The organism is Dietzia massiliensis (assembly GCF_018390595.1).
GTDB lineage: Bacteria > Actinomycetota > Actinomycetes > Mycobacteriales > Mycobacteriaceae > Dietzia > Dietzia massiliensis.
On record NZ_JAHBAV010000055.1, the window covers coordinates 3,871 to 21,109 of the forward strand.

Sequence of the window (17,239 nt, forward strand, 5' to 3'; positions counted from 1 at the left end):
CGCCCGCCGGTGCGGGTCCGACGACCAGTCGACGAGGAACTCCTCGACCTGCGCCGGTGTCGACCCCTGCATGCCCCAGTAGGACGAGCCGGGGTGGTCGAGCCAGGCGTGCAGCGTGCGGAGGGTGTCTGTGCTGTCTGTGCCGCTTCCGAGGACGAGCGGCTCGAGCGTGACGATCCCGGCCGGGGTGTGGACTGTGCTGACCGGGGTATGGACTGTGCTGACGGGGTGGCTCATCGTGCCTCCTGGTGCCGGGTGGTCGGCGAATCGTGGGCGGGGGCGGGCGGGGCCCCGAACTGCTGGAACGCGATCGACGTCTCGACCGGGTAGACCTCGCGCCCGCAGATCGAGCGCAGGATGATGCTGTTGCGCATCGCGCCCATGCCCAGGTCCGGAGCGGTGAGCCCGTGCGTGTGCTCTTCCGCGTTCTGGACGTGGATGGTCGAATGCGCACGGTCGACGGTGTGGTCGCGGGCCACGCGGTACCGGCCCCGCTCGTCGCGGTCGATCTCGTCGGCGATCCCGTCCAGGAACCGCGGCGGGGTGGGGGAGTAGCCGGTCGCCAAGACCAGCCCGTCGGTGTGGTGCGTCCAGGGCCGCCCGGTGTCGGCGCAGCTCAGGTCCAGACGCAGCGCGCCGCCGGCGCTGGCGGTGCCGTCCCGGGTGGCCACGCGAGTGGCGCCGTCCAGGGTGGTGGCCGCCGCGATCAGGCCGCTGGGGAGGCCGTGAACCGAGCGGCGGTACAGCAGGTCGTGGATCTCGTTGATGAGCTCGGCGTTGATGCCCTTGTACAGCGAGCGCTGCTCCCGCAGCATCCGCTCGCGCTGATCCGCCGGCAGGGCGTGGAAGTGGTCGATGTACTCCGGGGAGGTCATCTCCAGCGTGAGCTTGGTGTACTCCATCGGGAAGAACCGCGGGGACCGCGTCACCCAGTCGATGCGCGGGCCGTCGGCGCCGGCGGACGAGAGCAGGTCGTGGTAGATCTCGGCGGCCGACTGGCCGCTGCCCACCACGGTCACCGATCCCAGCGACAGCAGCTCGTCCCGCCGGTGCAGGTACTCGCTCGCGTGGAGCGCCACCGCCCCGTCACCATCCAGTGGCTCCCGCTCGATCGGCGCCCACGGGGTCGTCCCGATCCCCAGCACCAGGTGCCGGGTGCGGTAGGTCTCGGTGCCCTCCGGGGTGATGGCCGTGACCCGGTAGACGGGCGCCTCGTCGTCGTCGCCCCGTTCTTCTCGTCGGACGTCGACCACCTCCCGGCCCCAGCGCAGGCCGCCGACCCGTTCGGACGCCCAGTGGCAGTAGGCGTCGTACTCGGCGCGCAGCGGCTGGAAGTCTTCACGGATGTAGAAGGGGTACAGGCGCCCGATCTCCTTGAGGTAGTTCAGGAACGAGTACGGCGACGTCGGGTCCGCCAGCGTCACCAGGTCGGCCAGGAACGGCACCTGGATGGTGGCGTCGTCGAACATCAGCCCGTGGTGCCACGCGAAGCCGTCGCGGGCGTCGAGGAAGACCGCGTCCAGCCGCAGCGGCTCGGCCAGGCACGCCAGGCCCAGGTTGAACGGGCCGATCCCCACGCCCAGCAGGTCGTGGATCTCTCCCGTCACGTCAGCACCCCCGCGGTCGTGGCCTCGCGCATCCCGGCGGCCAGGTACCGGGCCGCGGAGCGGACGTCGGCCAGGACGGCGGCGACGTCCTCGTCGGCGAGAGTGGGATCGAGGACGGTGAGCTTGAGGCACGGCCGCCCGTCCACGACGGTCGCCGCGACGAGCGAGCGGCCCTCCGCGAACAGGGCGTCCCGGATCGGGCGGACCAGGGCGTCCGACTCGTCGTCGGAGACGGGCCGCCCGTCCGTGGCGGCCGGGTGGGGGCGGAACAGCACCGTCGACAGGGTCGGCACGCGGACCAGCTCGAGCTCGGCGTCCGCCTCGACGGTGCGGCCGATGCGCGCCGCGACGTCGATCGCGCCGTCCAGCAGTCGGCCGATCCCGTCCGCGCCCATCACCCGCAGCGTCATCCACAGCTTGAGCGCGTCGAAGCGCCGGGTCGTCTGCAGGGACTTGTCCACCGCGTGGTCGTCGCCGTCCGCGGGGTTGAGGTAGTCGGCGCTCACCGTGGAGTGTCGGAAACCGGACCCGTCGCGGAGCAGCAGCGCCGACGCGGCGACCGGCAGGAAGAAGGTCTTGTGGAAGTCCACGGTCACCGAGTCCGCCAGCTCGATCCCGTCGAGGAGATCGCGGCGGGTGGGGGAGACCAGCAGCCCGCCGCCGTACGCGGCGTCCACGTGCATCCACACGTCGTGTCGGCCGCATACCTCGCCGACAGCGCGCAGCGGGTCGATCGCGCCGTGGTCAGTGGTGCCGGCGAGGGCCACGACGGCCGCGACCTCGTGGCCTGCGTCCGCCAACGTGGACAGCATGCGGTCGAGGGTGGCCGGATCCATCCGGTCGCCGTCGCCGGGCAGGGTCACCACGGCGTCCGGGGCGAGGCCCAGCAGGCGCGCGGCCTTGACGACGCTGAGATGGGCGTGCTCGCCGGTGACGATCCGCAGACCCGGCAGTCGCGCGCAGCGGTCGCCGGCGTCGTCGCTCCCCGGTGCCGGCCGACTGAGCCGGTCCTCGCGGGCGGTGAACAGGCCCTGGAGGTTGGACGCGGTGCCGCCGGTCGTGAATACCCCGTCCGGGCGCTCGGACTCGTCGAACCCGATGAGATCGGTGACCCAGTCGATGAGCCTCTGCTCGATGAGGCACGCGGACGTGCCCTGGTCCCACGTCTCCACGGCGGTGTTCACCGACGTCGCCAGGGCCTCGGCGGCGACGGCGGGGATCGTGATGGGACAGTTCAGGTGCGCGAGGTAGCGCGGATGGTGGTAGCCCACCGCGTGGTCGAGGTAGAGCTCGCGGACCTCCTCGAGCGCCTTGTCGAGAGTGCCGAGCGGGGCGGACAGGTCGACGGCCGCGGTCTGCGCGGCCAGCGCCGACGGCGACGCCGGGGATCGCGGCGTGGTCCGACCGCCGAGGTACCGGCTGACCTCGGCGGTCGCCGCCGCCAGGGCCGCGGCGAGGGCCTCCCGGTTCTCGCTGCTCAACAATGGATCGTTCACTGGTACTCCGACCTACTCGGGGACTTCGGTACCGGCGAACGCTAGGCAGGTTAGGCTTACCTAAACAACCGCTGGGTGAGATGAATCACTTTCTCGCCCAGCAAATGTGGAAATCTCTCTCGTGACCCTTGCGTTACGGTGCGCCTCACCCCTACTGTGGCGCCTGGCTAGGTTAGCCAAGCCTAACTAGCTAGACGTATCGTTTCAGTGGACGGAGATCCCATGACCGCACCTGCCCGGCGTTCCCGACTCGAGGCGGCGGTGTCCGACGCGGCCCGCCCCCGAACCCGGGCGGTGCTGTTCGTCCTCACCGCGATCGCGGCGATGCTGGCCCTGCTCGCGGGCTGTTCGACGGGTTCCGTCGACGGGGGCGGTGAGTCGGCCGACACGACCGGCGTCGAGCGGCAGGGCGAGTTCCCGCGCACCATCACCCACGCCTACGGCGAGACGGAGATCCCGGAGGCCCCGCAGCGCGTCGCCACGATCTCCTGGGTCAACGCGGACGTCTCCCTGGCGCTCGGCGTCGTCCCGGTCGGCATGCCCCGCAACTCGTTCGGGGCCAACGCCAACGGCTCCACCGACTGGTTCGACGCCGAGCTCGAGGCGGTGGGTGGCGAGATGCCCGAGCTGTACTCGGAGACCGACGGCATCAACACCGAGGCGATCGCGGCGCTCGAGCCCGACCTCATCCTGGGCGCGTACTCCGGCATGACCGCCGAGGAGTACGAGACCCTGTCCAAGATCGCGCCGACCATCGCGATGCCCGAGGGCGACGTGCCGTTCGGCACCGCCTGGCAGGACTCGACCCGGCTGATCGGTGAGGCGCTCGGCCGCAGCGAGGCCGCCGAGGAGCTCATCACCGAGGTGGAGGGCCAGATCCAGCAGGTCGCCGAGGACAATCCGGCCATCGAGGGCACGACCTTCGTCTGGGCGACCGTCGACCCCGAGGCCGCGGAGAAGATCTACGCGTTCACCGACGTCGACAACCGCCCGCGCTTCCTCACCCAGCTCGGGATGGAGCAGGCCCCGGTCGTCGCGGAGGCCTCCAGCGGCTCGCCCGATCAGTTCGCCGTCACGTGGTCGCCCGAGCGCGCCGACGAACTCGCCTCCGACATCCTCATCACCTACGCGACCTCGCCCGAGGTCCGGCAGGCCATCGAGTCCGACCCGCTGCTCGGCCGCATCCCCGCGGTCGAGGCCGGCCGGATGGTCGTCCAGACCGACGAGCAGCAGGTGCTGTCGATCTCCGCGTCGTCCCCGCTGAGCCTGCCGTGGGCGCTGGAGAACGTCGTCCCCGACATCCTCGCCGCAGCCCAGCAAGAGCAGGGCTGACGCCGGTGACCAGCCCCGCGACGCTCACGACCGCGCCCGCCCCCGCCGCGGGCGGGCCGGTCGTGTCGGCCGCACCCGGACGCCGCCGTGTCGTGATCGGCACGGTGGCGTCCCTGGTGCTGCTCGTCGTGGGGATCGCGGCGTCGCTGTTCGTCGGCGCCCGTTCGGTCGACCCCGCCGTCGTGTGGTCGGTGCTGGGCGCGCTGCCCGGCCAGCTGCTCTCCGGCGACCTCGCCGCCGCCGTCGCGCCCGGTTCGGGTGCGGGCATGGACGAGGTCGTCGTGGCCGCCCGCGTGCCCCGGACCATCACCGCGGTCCTCGTGGGCGCCGCCCTGGCCGTGGCGGGCGCGGGACTGCAGGGCGCCACCCGCAATCCCCTCGGCGATCCCGGGCTGCTCGGCCTCACCGCCGGCGCCGCGCTCGGCGTGGTGCTGGGCCTGGCCTTCGCCCCGGCCGCCGGCCCGTCCGTCGTCGCCCTGTTCTCCGTCATCGGCGCGCTGGTGGCCGGGATGGTCGTCGTGGGCGCGGGCCGACTCGGCGCCGACTCCGGGACCGGACTCGTTCTCGCCGGTGCCGCCGTCACCGCCGGCTGCACCGCGGTCACGTCCTCACTGGTCATCGCGCTGCCCGGCGTCCTCGACCGCTTCCGCTTCTGGGGCCTGGGCTCCGTGGCCCGCTCGGGCGCCCCGGAGATCGGCGCGGCCGTCCCCTTCCTGCTCCTCGGGCTCGTCCTCGTCCTCGCCGGTGCCGCCACCCTCGACGCGCTCGCGCTGGGGGACGACCTGGCCCGCGGGCTCGGCGTCGGCCCGGTCGCCGGTCGCGCCGTCGTCCTGGGCGGGGTCGTCATCCTGTCCGGGGTCGCCACCGCGCTCGCCGGCCCCATCGCGTTCCTCGGTCTGCTCGTGCCGCACCTCCTGCGCCGGCTGGTCGGGGTGGGCAACCGCGTGGTCCTGGGCCTGTCCGTACTCGTGGGGCCGGCCGTGCTGCTGTTCGCCGACACGATCGGCCGCGTCATCGCCCCGCCCGGGGAGATCGCCGTGGGCGTGATGACCGTGGCGATCGGCGTGCCCTTCCTCATCGCCCTCCTGCGCGCCAACCGAGGGGTGAGCGCCTCGTGAGCGCCACCGTCCTCGACCGTCCCGCCGAGCACGCCGAGACCGAACGGGTGGTCCGTCGGCTTTCGGCCCACCGCCGTAGGCACGCGCTCGGAGTCGTCGTCGGACTCGTCGCGCTTCTCGTGGCGGTCATGGCGGTGCGCGTCCTGCTGGGCCGCTACACGGTGACCATCCCCGACTTCGTCGCCATCCTCGGCGGCGCGACGATCCCCGGCGCGACGTTCGTCGTGATGGAGGACAAGCTGCCGCGAGCGGTGCTCGGCGCGCTCGCCGGCCTGGCGTTCGGCGCGTCCGGCGCGCTGTTCCGGCGCGTCCTGGGCAATCCGCTGGCCAGCCCCGACATCCTCGGTATCTCCCAGGGCGCCTCCGCCGGGGCGGTGGCCGGGATGGCCCTGTGGGGACTGCGCGGGGTCGGTGTCGTGCCCGCCGCCCTGCTGGGGTCCGCGGTCGCGCTCGCGATCGTCCTCGGGGCCTCCGCCGGCCGACACACCGGCATCGTCGGGCAGCGCTTCCTCATCGGCGGCGTCGCGGTCGCGGCCCTGAGCGTCGCCGTCGTCACCCAGCTCATCGCCCGCCTCCCGCTGACCGGCGCGCAGGAGGCAGCGGTGTGGACCGTGGGCTCGCTGTCCGGGGCGTCGGTCCAGCGCATCGCGTGGCTCGCCGTCACCCTGGTCGTGTTGCTGCCGCTCGGCGTGTGGCTGCACTCGGCGCTGCGGCCCGCCGAGCTGGGACCCGAGCTCGCCGTCGGTCTGGGGTCCCGTCCCGTGCCCACCCGTGCCGCGGCCCTGGGTGTGGGCACGCTCCTGGCCGCCGCGGCCACCGCGGTGGCCGGCCCGCTCTCGTTCGTCGCCCTGCTCTCCACCCCCGTCGCCGCTGCGCTCGGCCGCGGCCGGCCGTCCATTGTCGCCGCCGCTCTGACCGGGGCCGTCATCGTGGTGGCTGCCGACATCGTGGCCTCCGAGGCCCTGAGCACCGTCGATCTCCCCACCGGCGTGGTGACCGGCGCACTGGGTGCGCCCGCCATGCTGTGGATCCTCCTGCGTTCGAGAAAGGTGGCCTGATGAGCATTCCCTCACCCATCGCGCCCGTACTACGCGCCCTGCCGATGGACCCGGAGCCCGAGCCCGATCCGGCCTTCCGGCTGCGTGGCCTCACGCTGGGCTACGGCGCCGAGTCGGTGATCCGCGACCTCGACCTCGACATCCCCGCGGGCCGGACGACCGTGTTCATCGGCGCCAACGGCTGCGGCAAGTCCACCATCCTGCGTGCCCTGGGCCGTCAGCTGCGGCCGCTGTCGGGGACGATCGAGACCGGCGGGCGCGACGTCGCGGCGGTGAAGGCGCGCGAGCACGCGCGCTCGGTCGCGTTCCTGCCGCAGTCGCCCCTCGTGCCCGAGGGGCTCACCGTCGCCGAGCTGGTCGCCCGGGGCCGGCACCCGCACCGCCGCTGGTGGGGTGGGGGCGACGACGACGACACGGCGGTCGCCGAGGCGCTGACCCTGACCGACACCGCCGGTTTCGCCCACCGGCGGGTCGACGAACTGTCCGGCGGTCAACGGCAACGCGTGTGGGTCGCGCTCGTACTGGCGCAGGCCACGCCCACGCTGCTGCTCGACGAGCCGTGCTCGTTCCTCGACCTCGCGCACCAACTCGACATCCTGGACCTGGTCCGCGACCTGCCGTTACCCGCCGGCCACGCCGGGAGCGGGGGAGAGGGCACCGGCCGGCGCACGGTCGTGGCGGTGCTGCACGAGCTCAGCCTGGCCGCGCGAGTGGCCGATCACCTGGTCGCCGTGGCCGAGGGCGGCGTCGTCGCCGCGGGCCCGCCGGACCGGGTGATCACCAAGGAGACACTGCGTCGCGTGTTCGACCTGGACGCCGACATCATCACCGACCCGGCCACCGGCCACCCCGTGGTGCTGCCGCGGGGACGACGGAAGGGGACCACATGACCGCCATCGCCGTAGAGACACCGATCGTCGTCTCGCAGACCCGGGTCCTCGAGGCCCGCGATCTCGGGGACTCGTTCGTCCGCCTCGTGGTGGCGGGTCCCGACCTGCACCGGTGGTCGGCCGAGGTCGTCGACCCCGGCACGGTGCGCGACTGCTACATCAAGCTCATCGTGCCGCCGCCCGGCGGGGGCGGCGTCATCCCGGACGCCGACGGCATCCGGGACTGGCTCGCGCTGCCCGAGGGCGAGCGGGGCTGGATGCGCACCTATACCGTGCGCCGCGCCGACACCGTCGACCTCGACGGCGAGATCGTGCCCGCGCTCACGGTGGACATGGTGGTCCACCCGGGCGACGACGAGGGGCCGGGCTCGGCCTGGGCGAGGACCGTCCAGCCGGGCGAGATCGTCCACATCGCCGGGCCCGGACGCGGACACGCGCCGTGGGCGGCCTGGGCTCCCGGGCGGGCCGCGCGTGTCGTGTGCGCGGGTGACGAGACCGCCGCGCCGGCCCTGCTCGCGATCGCCGACGAGCTCGCCGAGGAGCGGGCGGCGGCAGGGCCCGCCCCCGAGCGTCACGTGCAGATCGTGATCGAGGTGCCCACCACCGGCGATGCCGTGGCGCTCGCCGACGGCGCCCCCGCCTTCGTCACCGTGCTACCCCGCGCCGGCGAGCCCGGCGCCGCGGTGGCGCGGCACCTGGCCGGCGTGCTGGACCTGGGCGACGAGTGCGTGCAGACCGTCCTGGGCGGTCGACGTCCCGCCGAGCGCGAGTGGCAGCCGGCCACCGCCGTGTCGGCCGGCGACCCGTACGTGTTCCTCGCCGGGGAGGCGAGCCTGGTCCGGGCCATGCGCCGACTCGCAGTGGACGCCGCCGGGGTGCCCAAGGAGGCCGTGGCGTTCATGGGCTACTGGAGGCGCGGCGCCGCGGAGTGCTGAGCGCGTCGGCCCGCCGGCCCGGTCACGCCCGGTCGGGGGGCGGGTACGACGGATCCCGCAGCGCCCTGAGGACGTGCGGATAGCGCGACCCGGGGAGGCGGTTACCGATGGGATCGAAGTGCAGGTCCTCGTCGTCGTCCTCCCACGTGTCCACGGTGAGTCGGCCCAGGGTCCGCCACCTGCCGAGCGGCGTGGCGTGCTGCAGCGTCCACGTGCCGCCGTCGCCGCCCGGGATCGCGGCCAACAGGAGCGGTCGGCCGGCGATGAGCACGGGGAACATGGAGGTCATCGTGCGGCCGGTCGTGCGCCAGCCCGCGGTGAGGACGTAGCGGCTCAGCGGGCCCGTGCCCGTGCTGGCCAGCAGGATGTCCACGGGTCGTTCGGCGTGAATCCGGACGGCCATGCCGCCGATGTCGGGGACCGCGTCCGGCAGGCCCACCGCCCGCGAGAAGCGGACGGTCGCCGGCCACCGGCCCGTGACGTCCAGCAGCGGTGAGCCCGTGCGTCCGACCCCCGTCACGCTCAGCGTGGCCCTCGCGATGACGCCCTTGGGGTGCAGCGCCTTGGGGCGGGCCAGTCGCGCCACCGCCGCCACCGCGCCGAACGCCGTGCCCACCAGGCTGGACACCGGCGCCGACCGCAGCGCCACCTCCTTCGACTCGGAGGTTTTCGGTACGAGCGCGGACGTGGCAGCGGTGTCGTCCGTGTCGGCCGGGGTGGAGCGGCCGCGGCCGGGTTTCCGGGTCTCTCGGGACATGAGGCCACGATACCCAGCGGCGGGCGGTCGGGAGCGGCGCTGATCACGGGCGGGGCGGGTCGCCAACGAGACGCGTGCTTCCGGGGCCGGGCCGACGCGGGTTCAGTCGAGCGCCGATCGAAGGCGAGGCAGCGCCCAGTCCCACGGGATACGTTCCTGCTCCAGCCGAAGGTCGCCTCGGCCGGTCAGCGCCTCGAGTGCAGCGACCTCGCCCGCGGTGAGTCGCGTGGGCGCGGTGCGAGCGGGCGTGGGCTCGGGGACCGTGAACTCGCCCCAGGCGTCGAGCGTCTCGACGTTCATGAGGACGCTGACCGCGTGCGGCGCGTGGTGTCGGAGTCTGTCGAGGATCGCGAAGCCGTGGGAGTCGAGGTCGCCCCAATAGACGATGTGGGCGGTCATCGCCCAGGGCAGTGCGGCGACGGCATCGACCGCGAAGCCCCGGCCGAACAGGCCGACCGCGCCGGGCAGGTCGGGGAGCGCGAGGAACGTGGTGAGATTCTCGACGACGACGAGGGTGCGCGGCCCTTCCGAACCGGGCCACAGCGCGGCGAGCTGATCGACCGGGCTCTCCACATCGCGCAGTGGGAAGTCGATCGAGGGGTCGAGGATCCGCATCCTCACGCGGAGGTCGGAGCGCTTCAACCCGAGACCGGCGACAGTGACCGCACCGTCGGGGGTCGCGCTGTCGCGACCGCTTCGTGCGGCGTCGACCAGTTGCTCGACCACGCGGAGCCGGGATTCGATCCACTTGGTGTCGACTCCGGGGACCGCGATCTCGCGCGCCCGCAATCCGTCCGTGGGATGCGCGAGCGCCCACCGGCAGACGGCGAGCAGGCGCTCCATGTCCGCGTCGCTCAGCTTCTCCCAGGTCGGTGCGGTGGCCGCGGCGGCGAGTCGCAGGACCGACTCGTCGGGGCCCAACCGGAGCAGGTCGGTGGCCCTGGCGAGCATCGCCTCCCAGTGCGCGGCTCGTCCCGCGATCCGCGCGATCGCCCGGTCGCCCCGGACCTCCACGCGCTGAGGGAGAGCGACCGCGCCGAACCCGGGCAATCGGCGTTCCACCCAGGTGATCTGTACGTCGAGGGCGTCCTGGGCGGAGTCGAACTCCCGCCACCGCCGGATCCAGTCCGCCGTGCCGGCCGGGTCGTCGGAGGCGCGCGTCGCCGTCGGGGATGCGGTGGAGAATCGCAGGACGTACGCGGCAGCGGAGTCCGGGTCGGCGATCCACTCGCGGTACCGGCGGGCGAACCGGGTGGCGCACGCTTCGTCCAGATCATCGGGAGCGCGCGGCGTCGTCGGCCCGGCCATGTCAGCTGGCGGCTTCCCAGGTGACCCGCTCGATGCGGGAGCGGCTCCCGTCCTCGATGCCCACCACCACCAGACCACCGATGTACGGCTCGAGGGTCTGCAACAACTTGAGCGGGGTCGCCAGAACCATGTGGAACCCGAAATCGGTGAAGACGTCCATCGCGCGTCGCGTGTAGTCGGGGTCGGCCCGGTCGAACGCCTCGTCGAGGACCACGGTTCCGTAGCGCGGCACATCGGCGTCGATGTCCGCGAGCTGGAACCGCAGAGCCGCGGCGAGACAGAAGAACACCAGCTTCTGCGCCTGACCGCCCGACAGGCCGGAGGACGAATCGTGGTAGTTGGTCGGCGTCCCGTCCTCGTCGATCTCGACGCCGATGAAGCCGACGTGTCGCCGGGTGTCCAGCACGGTCTGCCGCCAGCGTCGGTCGGCGGAATCCGCGGATCCCAGCCGGTCCAAGAGTCGTGACATCACCGCGAAACCGGCCTCCGCGGTGTCGACGGTGCGCTTGTCGAGCGCTCCGGACACCGCCTTCTCCAGGTCGCTCAGGAAGTCTGTGACGGTCTCGGTACGTCGGTCACGCACCTCGATCTGCAGCCACCGGCCGGACTGGAACTCCGACCGGCGCAGCGAGTCGTTGACCGGTCTGATCCCGGCCTCGATCTCGGAGCGGGCGCGGCGGATGTGACGGGCGAGTTCGCCCAGATTCCGGGTCTGCATGTCCCCGATGAGCCCGAGGAATCGGTCCTCGAACTCCGCGAGGCGGTCCCGGCGAAGTTGGACCAGCCATTCGACGGCCTCACCGACGAATTCCGGGTCGGATTTGAGATCGGCCTTCTTGGCCGGCCACAGCTCCAGGTACGACGTGAGAACCGCGGTGATGCGCCGATGGATCCGGTCGCGCTCGGTCGCGGTGGACACCTGCTCGGCGGCGATGGACCGCTCGGCACGCTGGCAGACTTCCTGCACGTTCTCGGCGGTCAGGCGGCGCGTCGCAGCCGCCAGGCGTTCGCGGATGCGGGCCGCGGCGCCCTCGTCGACGTCGCGCCTCTCATGACCGGTCAGGTCGGCGAGCCGCCTCTCGAGACCCTCCACGACGCTAGCGGCAACCGCTCCGGCCCGGTTCGCGGAGTCGTACTCCGCCTGGGCCCGCGACTGCGCCTCCTCGGCGGCGCGCAGGTCCCGCTCCATCTCCGCGACCTCGGGATGCTGCTCCCGCCATTGGTCCAGGCGATCTCGGGCAGCCCGGGCGCGATCCTCGGCGGTGTCGGCGTCCAGCTCCTCCCACCGCAGGCCCAGGAGAGTGGCGGCCGCGCGCTGGCGGGCGCGACGCTGCGCGTCGAGGTCGTCCAGTCCGGCCCACCGCCGCTCGTGGGTGTCGATACGTGCCCGAATCTCGTTCCGGAGAGTGGTCAGTGCCTCCACCTTGGAGTCGTCCATACTGCCCAGCTGGAACGCCGCCGGGTCGTCGATCCGTCGGCGGTCGTCCTTCTCGAACCGCGCCCCGCGTCTGATCAATCCGTGCAGAGTGACGGCCTTGTCGTGCTGGGCCAGTTCGGCGGCGGTCTCCACGCAGGTCACGTCGAATTCGGCCGCGAGTCTGCGGTTGAGCCACTGGAGGAACGGCCCGGCCGCGGGGCGGACCTTCCGGACGAGGCTGTGCGGGCCGGTCCTGCGGGCGGCGGAGTCGTCGCCGTGGTCGACCACCTCGTAGACCAGGCGGACGCCCAGGTGGGTCGAGTCGACGGCGGCGGCCACCCGGTCCCGGAGGTGGTCGGGGAGGAGCATCGTGCGGGCGAAGCCGGACAGGACCCGCTCGATCGCGGGACGCCAGCGGGCGTGCTCGGCGGGGACGTCGAGGAGTTCTCCGGCGAACGGTAGTTCGCGCGCGCTCAGCCCCGCCGCCTCGCACACGAGGTCCCGGGCGGCCAGCAGCCGGGAATCGATGTTCGAGCGGTGTCGCAACAGCGCCTGCAACTGCGCGGTCACCTCCTCGAGCGAGCGTTGTTCCTCGTTGAGGGACCCGGCCACCTCCCGCAGCGTCTCGCGGTCTCGCGCCCGCTCGGCCTCCTGTTCCGCGTCCTCGCGCTCGAGCGTGGCGAGCAGGGCGGCGAAGTCCTCGGCCGAAGTCGGAAGGGCGCCGCCCAGGCGCTCGACCTCCGTCTCCGCACGCGCACGCCGTGCGGAGACCGAGGCGGCGTGTTCGAGGGCCCGGTCGAGGTCTCTCGCGAGCTCATCCCGCCCGGCGCCGGCGCTACCCCGGAGTCGGGCGCGGATGTCGTCGGTCGCCGTGCGTCGTACATCGAGTCGATCTCGAGCGGATGCGATGGTGGACTCCGCGGCCACCAGCGCCCCGCGGGCCGTCCGCAGCTCCTCCTCGACGAGTTCGATGGTCACGGCGGCCTGCACCGCGGGAAAAGCCTCACTCTCAGCGTCCAGCTCGTCGGCCAGCGCCAGCACGCGGTCCCGGGAGGCCCGCAGGTCGGCGAGCGGGGCCAGATGGGCGATCTGCTTGCGCACGTCGACCACCGACCGGTGGGCCTCACGAAGCTCCGAGAACTGCGCCACTGCGCGGTCGGCCACCGCGAAGGTGCCCGGCTCCTCCAACATGAAGTCGCGGAAGAGTTGGTCGAGACTGGACAGCGACTTGGCGGACAGGGTCCGGTGCAGCAGGAGCTGAGCGGACTCGGAGGCGATGCCCAGCCGACGCCGGAACGCGGCGGCGAACGCCGAGTAGCTGTCGTGGAACCTCACGTCCGGGATCTCCCGCTTGAGCGCCCGCTTGTCGATGCCACTGCGAAGGTAGCCGAACAGGCCCGGCAGGTCCGTGGGCTCGTCGGACGAGTGCTCGCGGACCCCGTGGAGACGCTTGACCCCGGCCGCGGAATTGTCGCCCGAACGCAGGTAGAGCAACAGGAGAAGTGTCACGCTGGTGCCGCGGCCGTTCGAGTAGGTCAGGGCGATCGCGGAGAACGTGGCCTTGGGACGCAGGTAGACGGAGGCCAGGTCGCCGGATTCGGCGTCGGCTCCCCGCCGCCAGGCACCTCGGATGTAGGACACGAGGGTGCGCCCCGATCCCCGTCCCGCCTCCTCCTGCGCGGCGGCGTTGAATCGCAGGTGCGCCGGGGGCACGAGCACCGCTGAGACCGCATCGATGAGGGTCGATTTGCCGGACCCGGATCCGCCGGTGATGAGGAACCCCTTCCGCGGCACCTCCACGTCGTGATACCCGTCAAGCGTTCCCCAGTTGCACACCTGGATTCGCGACAGTCGCAGCTGATCAGGGTGTTCCGGAGCTCCGGGAAGCTGTAGGGCCTCAGTCATCGTCGACCACCTCGTCGTCGTCGAACAGAGCGTCGTCCCGCCCGCCGGCCGGTTCGCCGTCGTGCTCACCGTCGGCCCCACCGCGCGCCTCGATCAGGGCGCGGTACTCGTCGCGGATCCCCGCGACGACGTCCGCGTCGAACAGGTGGCGGAGGACGGGGGAGACCTCGGCGCGCCCCGCTGTCTCCGTGTCGGAGAGCAGCGAGTAGCTCTTGAGCCGGTTCCACGAGGCGTCGAACTTGCGCGCATACCGGCTCCGGTCGGAGTCGACGACGGAACGGTAGACGTCGACCCGCTCGGCCACGTCCTCGCGATCCACGATCACCCGCTCGCCGGGCTGGGCCACGGACAACTCGGACCGCAGGTGCAGGAGCAGGACGGTGTCCATGTGCGACAGCGTCTCGGTCCGCAGTACCGCCGGGACCTCGACCCGTCCACCCGTGTCGACCTGCCTGGTGAAGGCGATACCGGCGTCGTGGTCCAGCACCAGATCGAGGAAAACGTCCGCCAGTCGCGATCGCATGGCGGGCTCGTCGGAGACCACAGCCGCCCAGATCTCCGGCTGGCGATGCGCCTGCACCAGCGGGCCCGTGAGCAGCCGGGCCAACGCGCGTCTGGAGGCGAAGGACAGCGTCCCGGTGTCACCAGGCCACAGGCCGTCATCACCCGCGCCGTCGGGTCCGTCGGGATCGGCCGTCGCAGGGGTAGTCACAGATCCTCCTCCAGAACTCGATCGGCCGTGAACACCAGGGTCGGGATCCGGGCGCTCAAGGTCGGGCCGGATCCACTCGTCCACGTGACGGTCTCGACCGAACACGGGTCATCCGGTGGTGCCTCGGCCTGCGTGGTGATGGCCAGATTCAACAGCCCGACGATACTGGCGACGCCCTGGGTGGCCGGGTGTTCGCGGAGGATCGCCCCGATGGATGACGGGCCGAGCCTGGACACCACGTCGCGGACATGGGCGCGGAGTTCGGCCTCGTCGATCTCCGAGGCCCGGACAAGCGCCGTGAGGGCCTCGAGGTCCGCGTGGCCCTCCTCGTGGTGCGCGACCTCCGCCGCCACCCGTTCCTCTCCCGGATTCCGCAGGCGCAGCGCGCTCACAGACCGGACCGACATTCCGACCCGACGGAGCGGCACCGACATCTGACTGGTCGGCTTCACGGCGCGCGCGCCGCTCGCCTCGGCTGCCGCGGCGCGGGCGGACCGGATCAGTGCCAGCATCTGCCGGTGCTCGACGTAGGCGTCGGAGGTGACGAAGTGCCGCAGGCTGCGAGACAGAGAGGTGAGGACACCGTTGACCTCAGCCCCGGCGGTCTCCATCTCGTCGAACAGCTCCCGCAGGCCCCGCCTGGCTGACGGGGGTAGGTCGGCGACCTGCGGTCGGCTCAGGATGTCGTCGATCCACGTGTCGACCGACGCCGAGCGTTCGGGATCGAGGAGCACCGAGTAGAAGGACGAGAAGCTGCGGCCGGCCTCGGAGTCACCGATGAGGTCGACGCCGCCGAAGACGGCGTCGAGGACGTCACCGCGCGCGCCGTCCTGGTCGAGGAGACGACGACGGAGGTCTTGGTTGAGCGACTCGAATTCGGCGCGGACGCGGGCGAAATCGGCGGGTATGTCATCCGCCCCGCGGAGGATCTCCGACACCTTCTCCCCGACCTGCTCCGGGCCCGCGAGCTCCAGGTCGCCCGCCTCGACACGTGCGATGGCGGCGTCGATACGGTCGCGCTCCCGGTGGAGGGCGGCCAGCCGGCCCTGAACGGACGGGTCGGTGTCCCGTGCGAGGTCCTCCAGTTGCCGGGTGAGCGTCTCGACGCGGGACACGGTCAGTCCGCGTCGCGGTGTCTGCAGGCCGTCGAGGAAGTCCATCACCACGAGTGCGGACTGGGTGGGTTCGAGCGTCTCACCCGTCGCCGCGGTGCCAGGTCTGCGCAGCATCCAGCCGGCGTCGACCCATTGACGTACGTAGGCCTGGGCTGTTCCCGGAACGTCCGCGCCGGAGTCGCGGACGGCCGTCAGGGTCCTGTCGAGGAACTCGTAGAACTCCGAGGACGGGACACGCCGTGACGACCCCTCGAAGACCTCCGCCAGCACCGCCACGATGAGCGGCCACAACTGGGCACGCAGCAGCGAGAGGGCGGATGATTCGCCGTTCAGCCTGGAGAGCTGGAGGAAACGGGCGAGCGCGGACACGAGTCTCATGGTGGCACGCGGTGCCGCTTCATCCTCAAGAGTGTTCGGAACACGTGGTGCGAGAAGGGGGTGCGCGGAACGCTCTTGTCGATGGGCCGGGGCGGCGGATGCCGACGGTTGGCCGGCTCAGTCGTCGACGCCGCGGGCGGCCAGGGCGTCCCCGAGCTGGTCGGCCGTCGTGAGGGCGCCGAGGACGGTGGGCACCACGAGCGCACGGATCGACATGCCCAGGCCGCGCGCCTTGCGGGCCTCGGTGACCTGCCGAAGCCGGCGGGCGATGAGCGGGATCGCACGGATCGTCAGCACGAGCACCAGTGCGATGCGATCCGGCGAGACACCGACGTGGCGCAGGGGGCCGGCGGCGCGCGTCACCGCGTCGAGCATGTCGGAGATGCGGGTCGTCAGCGCGACGAGGCCCGCCACCGCGATGGCCACCAGCAGCGCACCGCACACCCGTAGGGCGGTGTCGAGGTCGGCGACGATCCACTGCAGCACGAGGATGGCGATCAGCATCGGCAGGACCGGCCGGACCTGATCCCACGCCGCGCGCGGGCGGATACGGCCGATCGCGTACAGCGCCGCGGTCAGGGCCAGGGCGGGAAGGACGTGCCAGGGCTCGCGGATCAGCAGGGTCGCAGCCAGGATGAGGACGCACACCAGCAGGATCTTCAGCCCGGCGGGAAGGCGGTGCAGCAGCGAGTCCCCGGGGATGTACGTCGCGAACACGTCACCGCTCCAGCGCGATGCGCCGGTAGCCGGCCAGCGCGGGCCCGGGGGAGTCGTCGATCACCACGCGGCCGCCGTCGACCACCAGCACGCGATCGAAATCGGCGATCAGGTCCAGGTCGTGGGTGACCACGACCAGCTGCTGCTCAAGAGCGGCGAACGTCTCCGCCACCAACTGGCGATTGCGCAGGTCGAGAAGGGTCGTGGGCTCATCGGCCACGATGACCGAGGGCCCGATCACCAGCACGGCCGCCAGCGCGAGCAACTGCTTCTGCCCCCCGGACAGGAGGTGGCACGGATGACCGGCATGCCCGGCGAGGCCGAACGTCTCGAGCACCTGGGCGACTCGTCGTCGTCGTTCCTCCTTGCCCATCCCGGAGCGCCGCAGGGAGAAGTCCACGTCCTCCGCCACGGTGGGCATGACGATCTGGGTGTCCGGGTCGGTGAAGCAGAAGCCCACCCGGCGCCGGACCTGCGCGCCCTTGCGGCGGGTG

The 17,239-nt window shown here is 72.3% G+C and carries 14 protein-coding genes and 1 pseudogene; 5 read left to right on the forward strand and 10 right to left on the reverse strand.

The window, feature by feature from the left end:
• From KHA85_RS13520 to KHA85_RS13530, 3 genes and pseudogenes are all read right to left on the reverse strand, one after another.
• Window positions 1-237: pseudogene (locus KHA85_RS13520) on the reverse strand (hypothetical protein); the annotation flags it as partial.
• Window positions 234-1,607, reverse strand: a complete 1,374-nt coding sequence (locus tag KHA85_RS13525) for a lysine N(6)-hydroxylase/L-ornithine N(5)-oxygenase family protein (RefSeq protein ID WP_213186192.1) — start codon at window positions 1,605-1,607, stop codon at window positions 234-236. The pseudogene KHA85_RS13520 and the gene KHA85_RS13525, both read right to left, overlap by 4 nt.
• Window positions 1,604-3,088, reverse strand: a complete 1,485-nt coding sequence (locus KHA85_RS13530) for a pyridoxal phosphate-dependent decarboxylase family protein (protein WP_213186193.1) — start codon at window positions 3,086-3,088, stop codon at window positions 1,604-1,606. Before KHA85_RS13530 ends, KHA85_RS13525 begins: the two co-directional genes overlap by 4 nt.
• Window positions 3,089-3,325: 237 nt before the next feature.
• Between KHA85_RS13530 and KHA85_RS13535 the strand changes: the two genes are divergently transcribed.
• Genes KHA85_RS13535 through KHA85_RS13555 form a run of 5 tightly spaced genes read left to right on the forward strand, consistent with a single transcriptional unit; the run spans window position 3,326 to window position 8,436 of the window.
• Window positions 3,326-4,435: an iron-siderophore ABC transporter substrate-binding protein gene (locus KHA85_RS13535; RefSeq protein WP_007632488.1), complete on the forward strand. Its 1,110-nt coding sequence runs from the start codon at window positions 3,326-3,328 to the stop codon at window positions 4,433-4,435.
• A 5-nt stretch (window positions 4,436-4,440) separates the two neighbouring features.
• Window positions 4,441-5,553 (forward strand): FecCD family ABC transporter permease, encoded by a 1,113-nt coding sequence (locus KHA85_RS13540; protein WP_213186194.1) that lies wholly within the window; start codon window positions 4,441-4,443, stop codon window positions 5,551-5,553.
• Complete coding sequence (locus KHA85_RS13545; protein ID WP_213186195.1) at window positions 5,550-6,611, forward strand: FecCD family ABC transporter permease; 1,062 nt, start codon at window positions 5,550-5,552, stop codon at window positions 6,609-6,611. The genes KHA85_RS13540 and KHA85_RS13545 overlap by 4 nt, the downstream gene beginning before the upstream one ends.
• Before the next feature lie 44 nt (window positions 6,612-6,655).
• Window positions 6,656-7,501, forward strand: a complete 846-nt coding sequence (locus KHA85_RS13550; protein WP_007630725.1) for an ABC transporter ATP-binding protein — start codon at window positions 6,656-6,658, stop codon at window positions 7,499-7,501.
• Complete coding sequence (locus tag KHA85_RS13555) at window positions 7,498-8,436, forward strand: siderophore-interacting protein (RefSeq protein WP_213186196.1); 939 nt, start codon at window positions 7,498-7,500, stop codon at window positions 8,434-8,436. The genes KHA85_RS13550 and KHA85_RS13555 overlap by 4 nt, the downstream gene beginning before the upstream one ends.
• 22 nt (window positions 8,437-8,458) lie before the next feature.
• Here the strand turns inward: KHA85_RS13555 and KHA85_RS13560 are convergent, their stop codons facing one another.
• From KHA85_RS13560 to KHA85_RS13590, 7 genes are all read right to left on the reverse strand, one after another.
• On the reverse strand, window positions 8,459-9,193 hold the full coding sequence (locus tag KHA85_RS13560; protein WP_182641810.1) for a catalase family protein: 735 nt from the start codon (window positions 9,191-9,193) through the stop codon (window positions 8,459-8,461).
• A 102-nt stretch (window positions 9,194-9,295) separates the two neighbouring features.
• A complete protein-coding gene (locus KHA85_RS13565) occupies window positions 9,296-10,501 on the reverse strand; it encodes a Wadjet anti-phage system protein JetD domain-containing protein (RefSeq protein WP_213186197.1) in 1,206 nt (401 codons plus the stop codon).
• A 1-nt stretch (window position 10,502) separates the two neighbouring features.
• Complete coding sequence (locus KHA85_RS13570) at window positions 10,503-13,823, reverse strand: ATP-binding protein (protein WP_213186198.1); 3,321 nt, start codon at window positions 13,821-13,823, stop codon at window positions 10,503-10,505.
• The gene (locus KHA85_RS13575; protein WP_106385902.1) at window positions 13,816-14,535 is read right to left on the reverse strand and encodes a DUF4194 domain-containing protein; all 720 of its coding nucleotides are present in this window, start codon (window positions 14,533-14,535) and stop codon (window positions 13,816-13,818) included. Before KHA85_RS13575 ends, KHA85_RS13570 begins: the two co-directional genes overlap by 8 nt.
• Window positions 14,532-16,019, reverse strand: coding sequence for a DUF3375 domain-containing protein (locus tag KHA85_RS13580; protein WP_213186199.1), 1,488 nt, complete (start codon window positions 16,017-16,019; stop codon window positions 14,532-14,534). The genes KHA85_RS13575 and KHA85_RS13580 overlap by 4 nt, the downstream gene beginning before the upstream one ends.
• A 126-nt stretch (window positions 16,020-16,145) precedes the next feature.
• Window positions 16,146-16,745, reverse strand: a complete 600-nt coding sequence (locus KHA85_RS13585) for an energy-coupling factor transporter transmembrane component T family protein (protein WP_213186200.1) — start codon at window positions 16,743-16,745, stop codon at window positions 16,146-16,148.
• 1 nt (window position 16,746) lies between these two features.
• The coding region (locus KHA85_RS13590; RefSeq protein WP_213186201.1) for an energy-coupling factor ABC transporter ATP-binding protein at window positions 16,747-17,239 on the reverse strand (493 nt) is incomplete at its 5' end.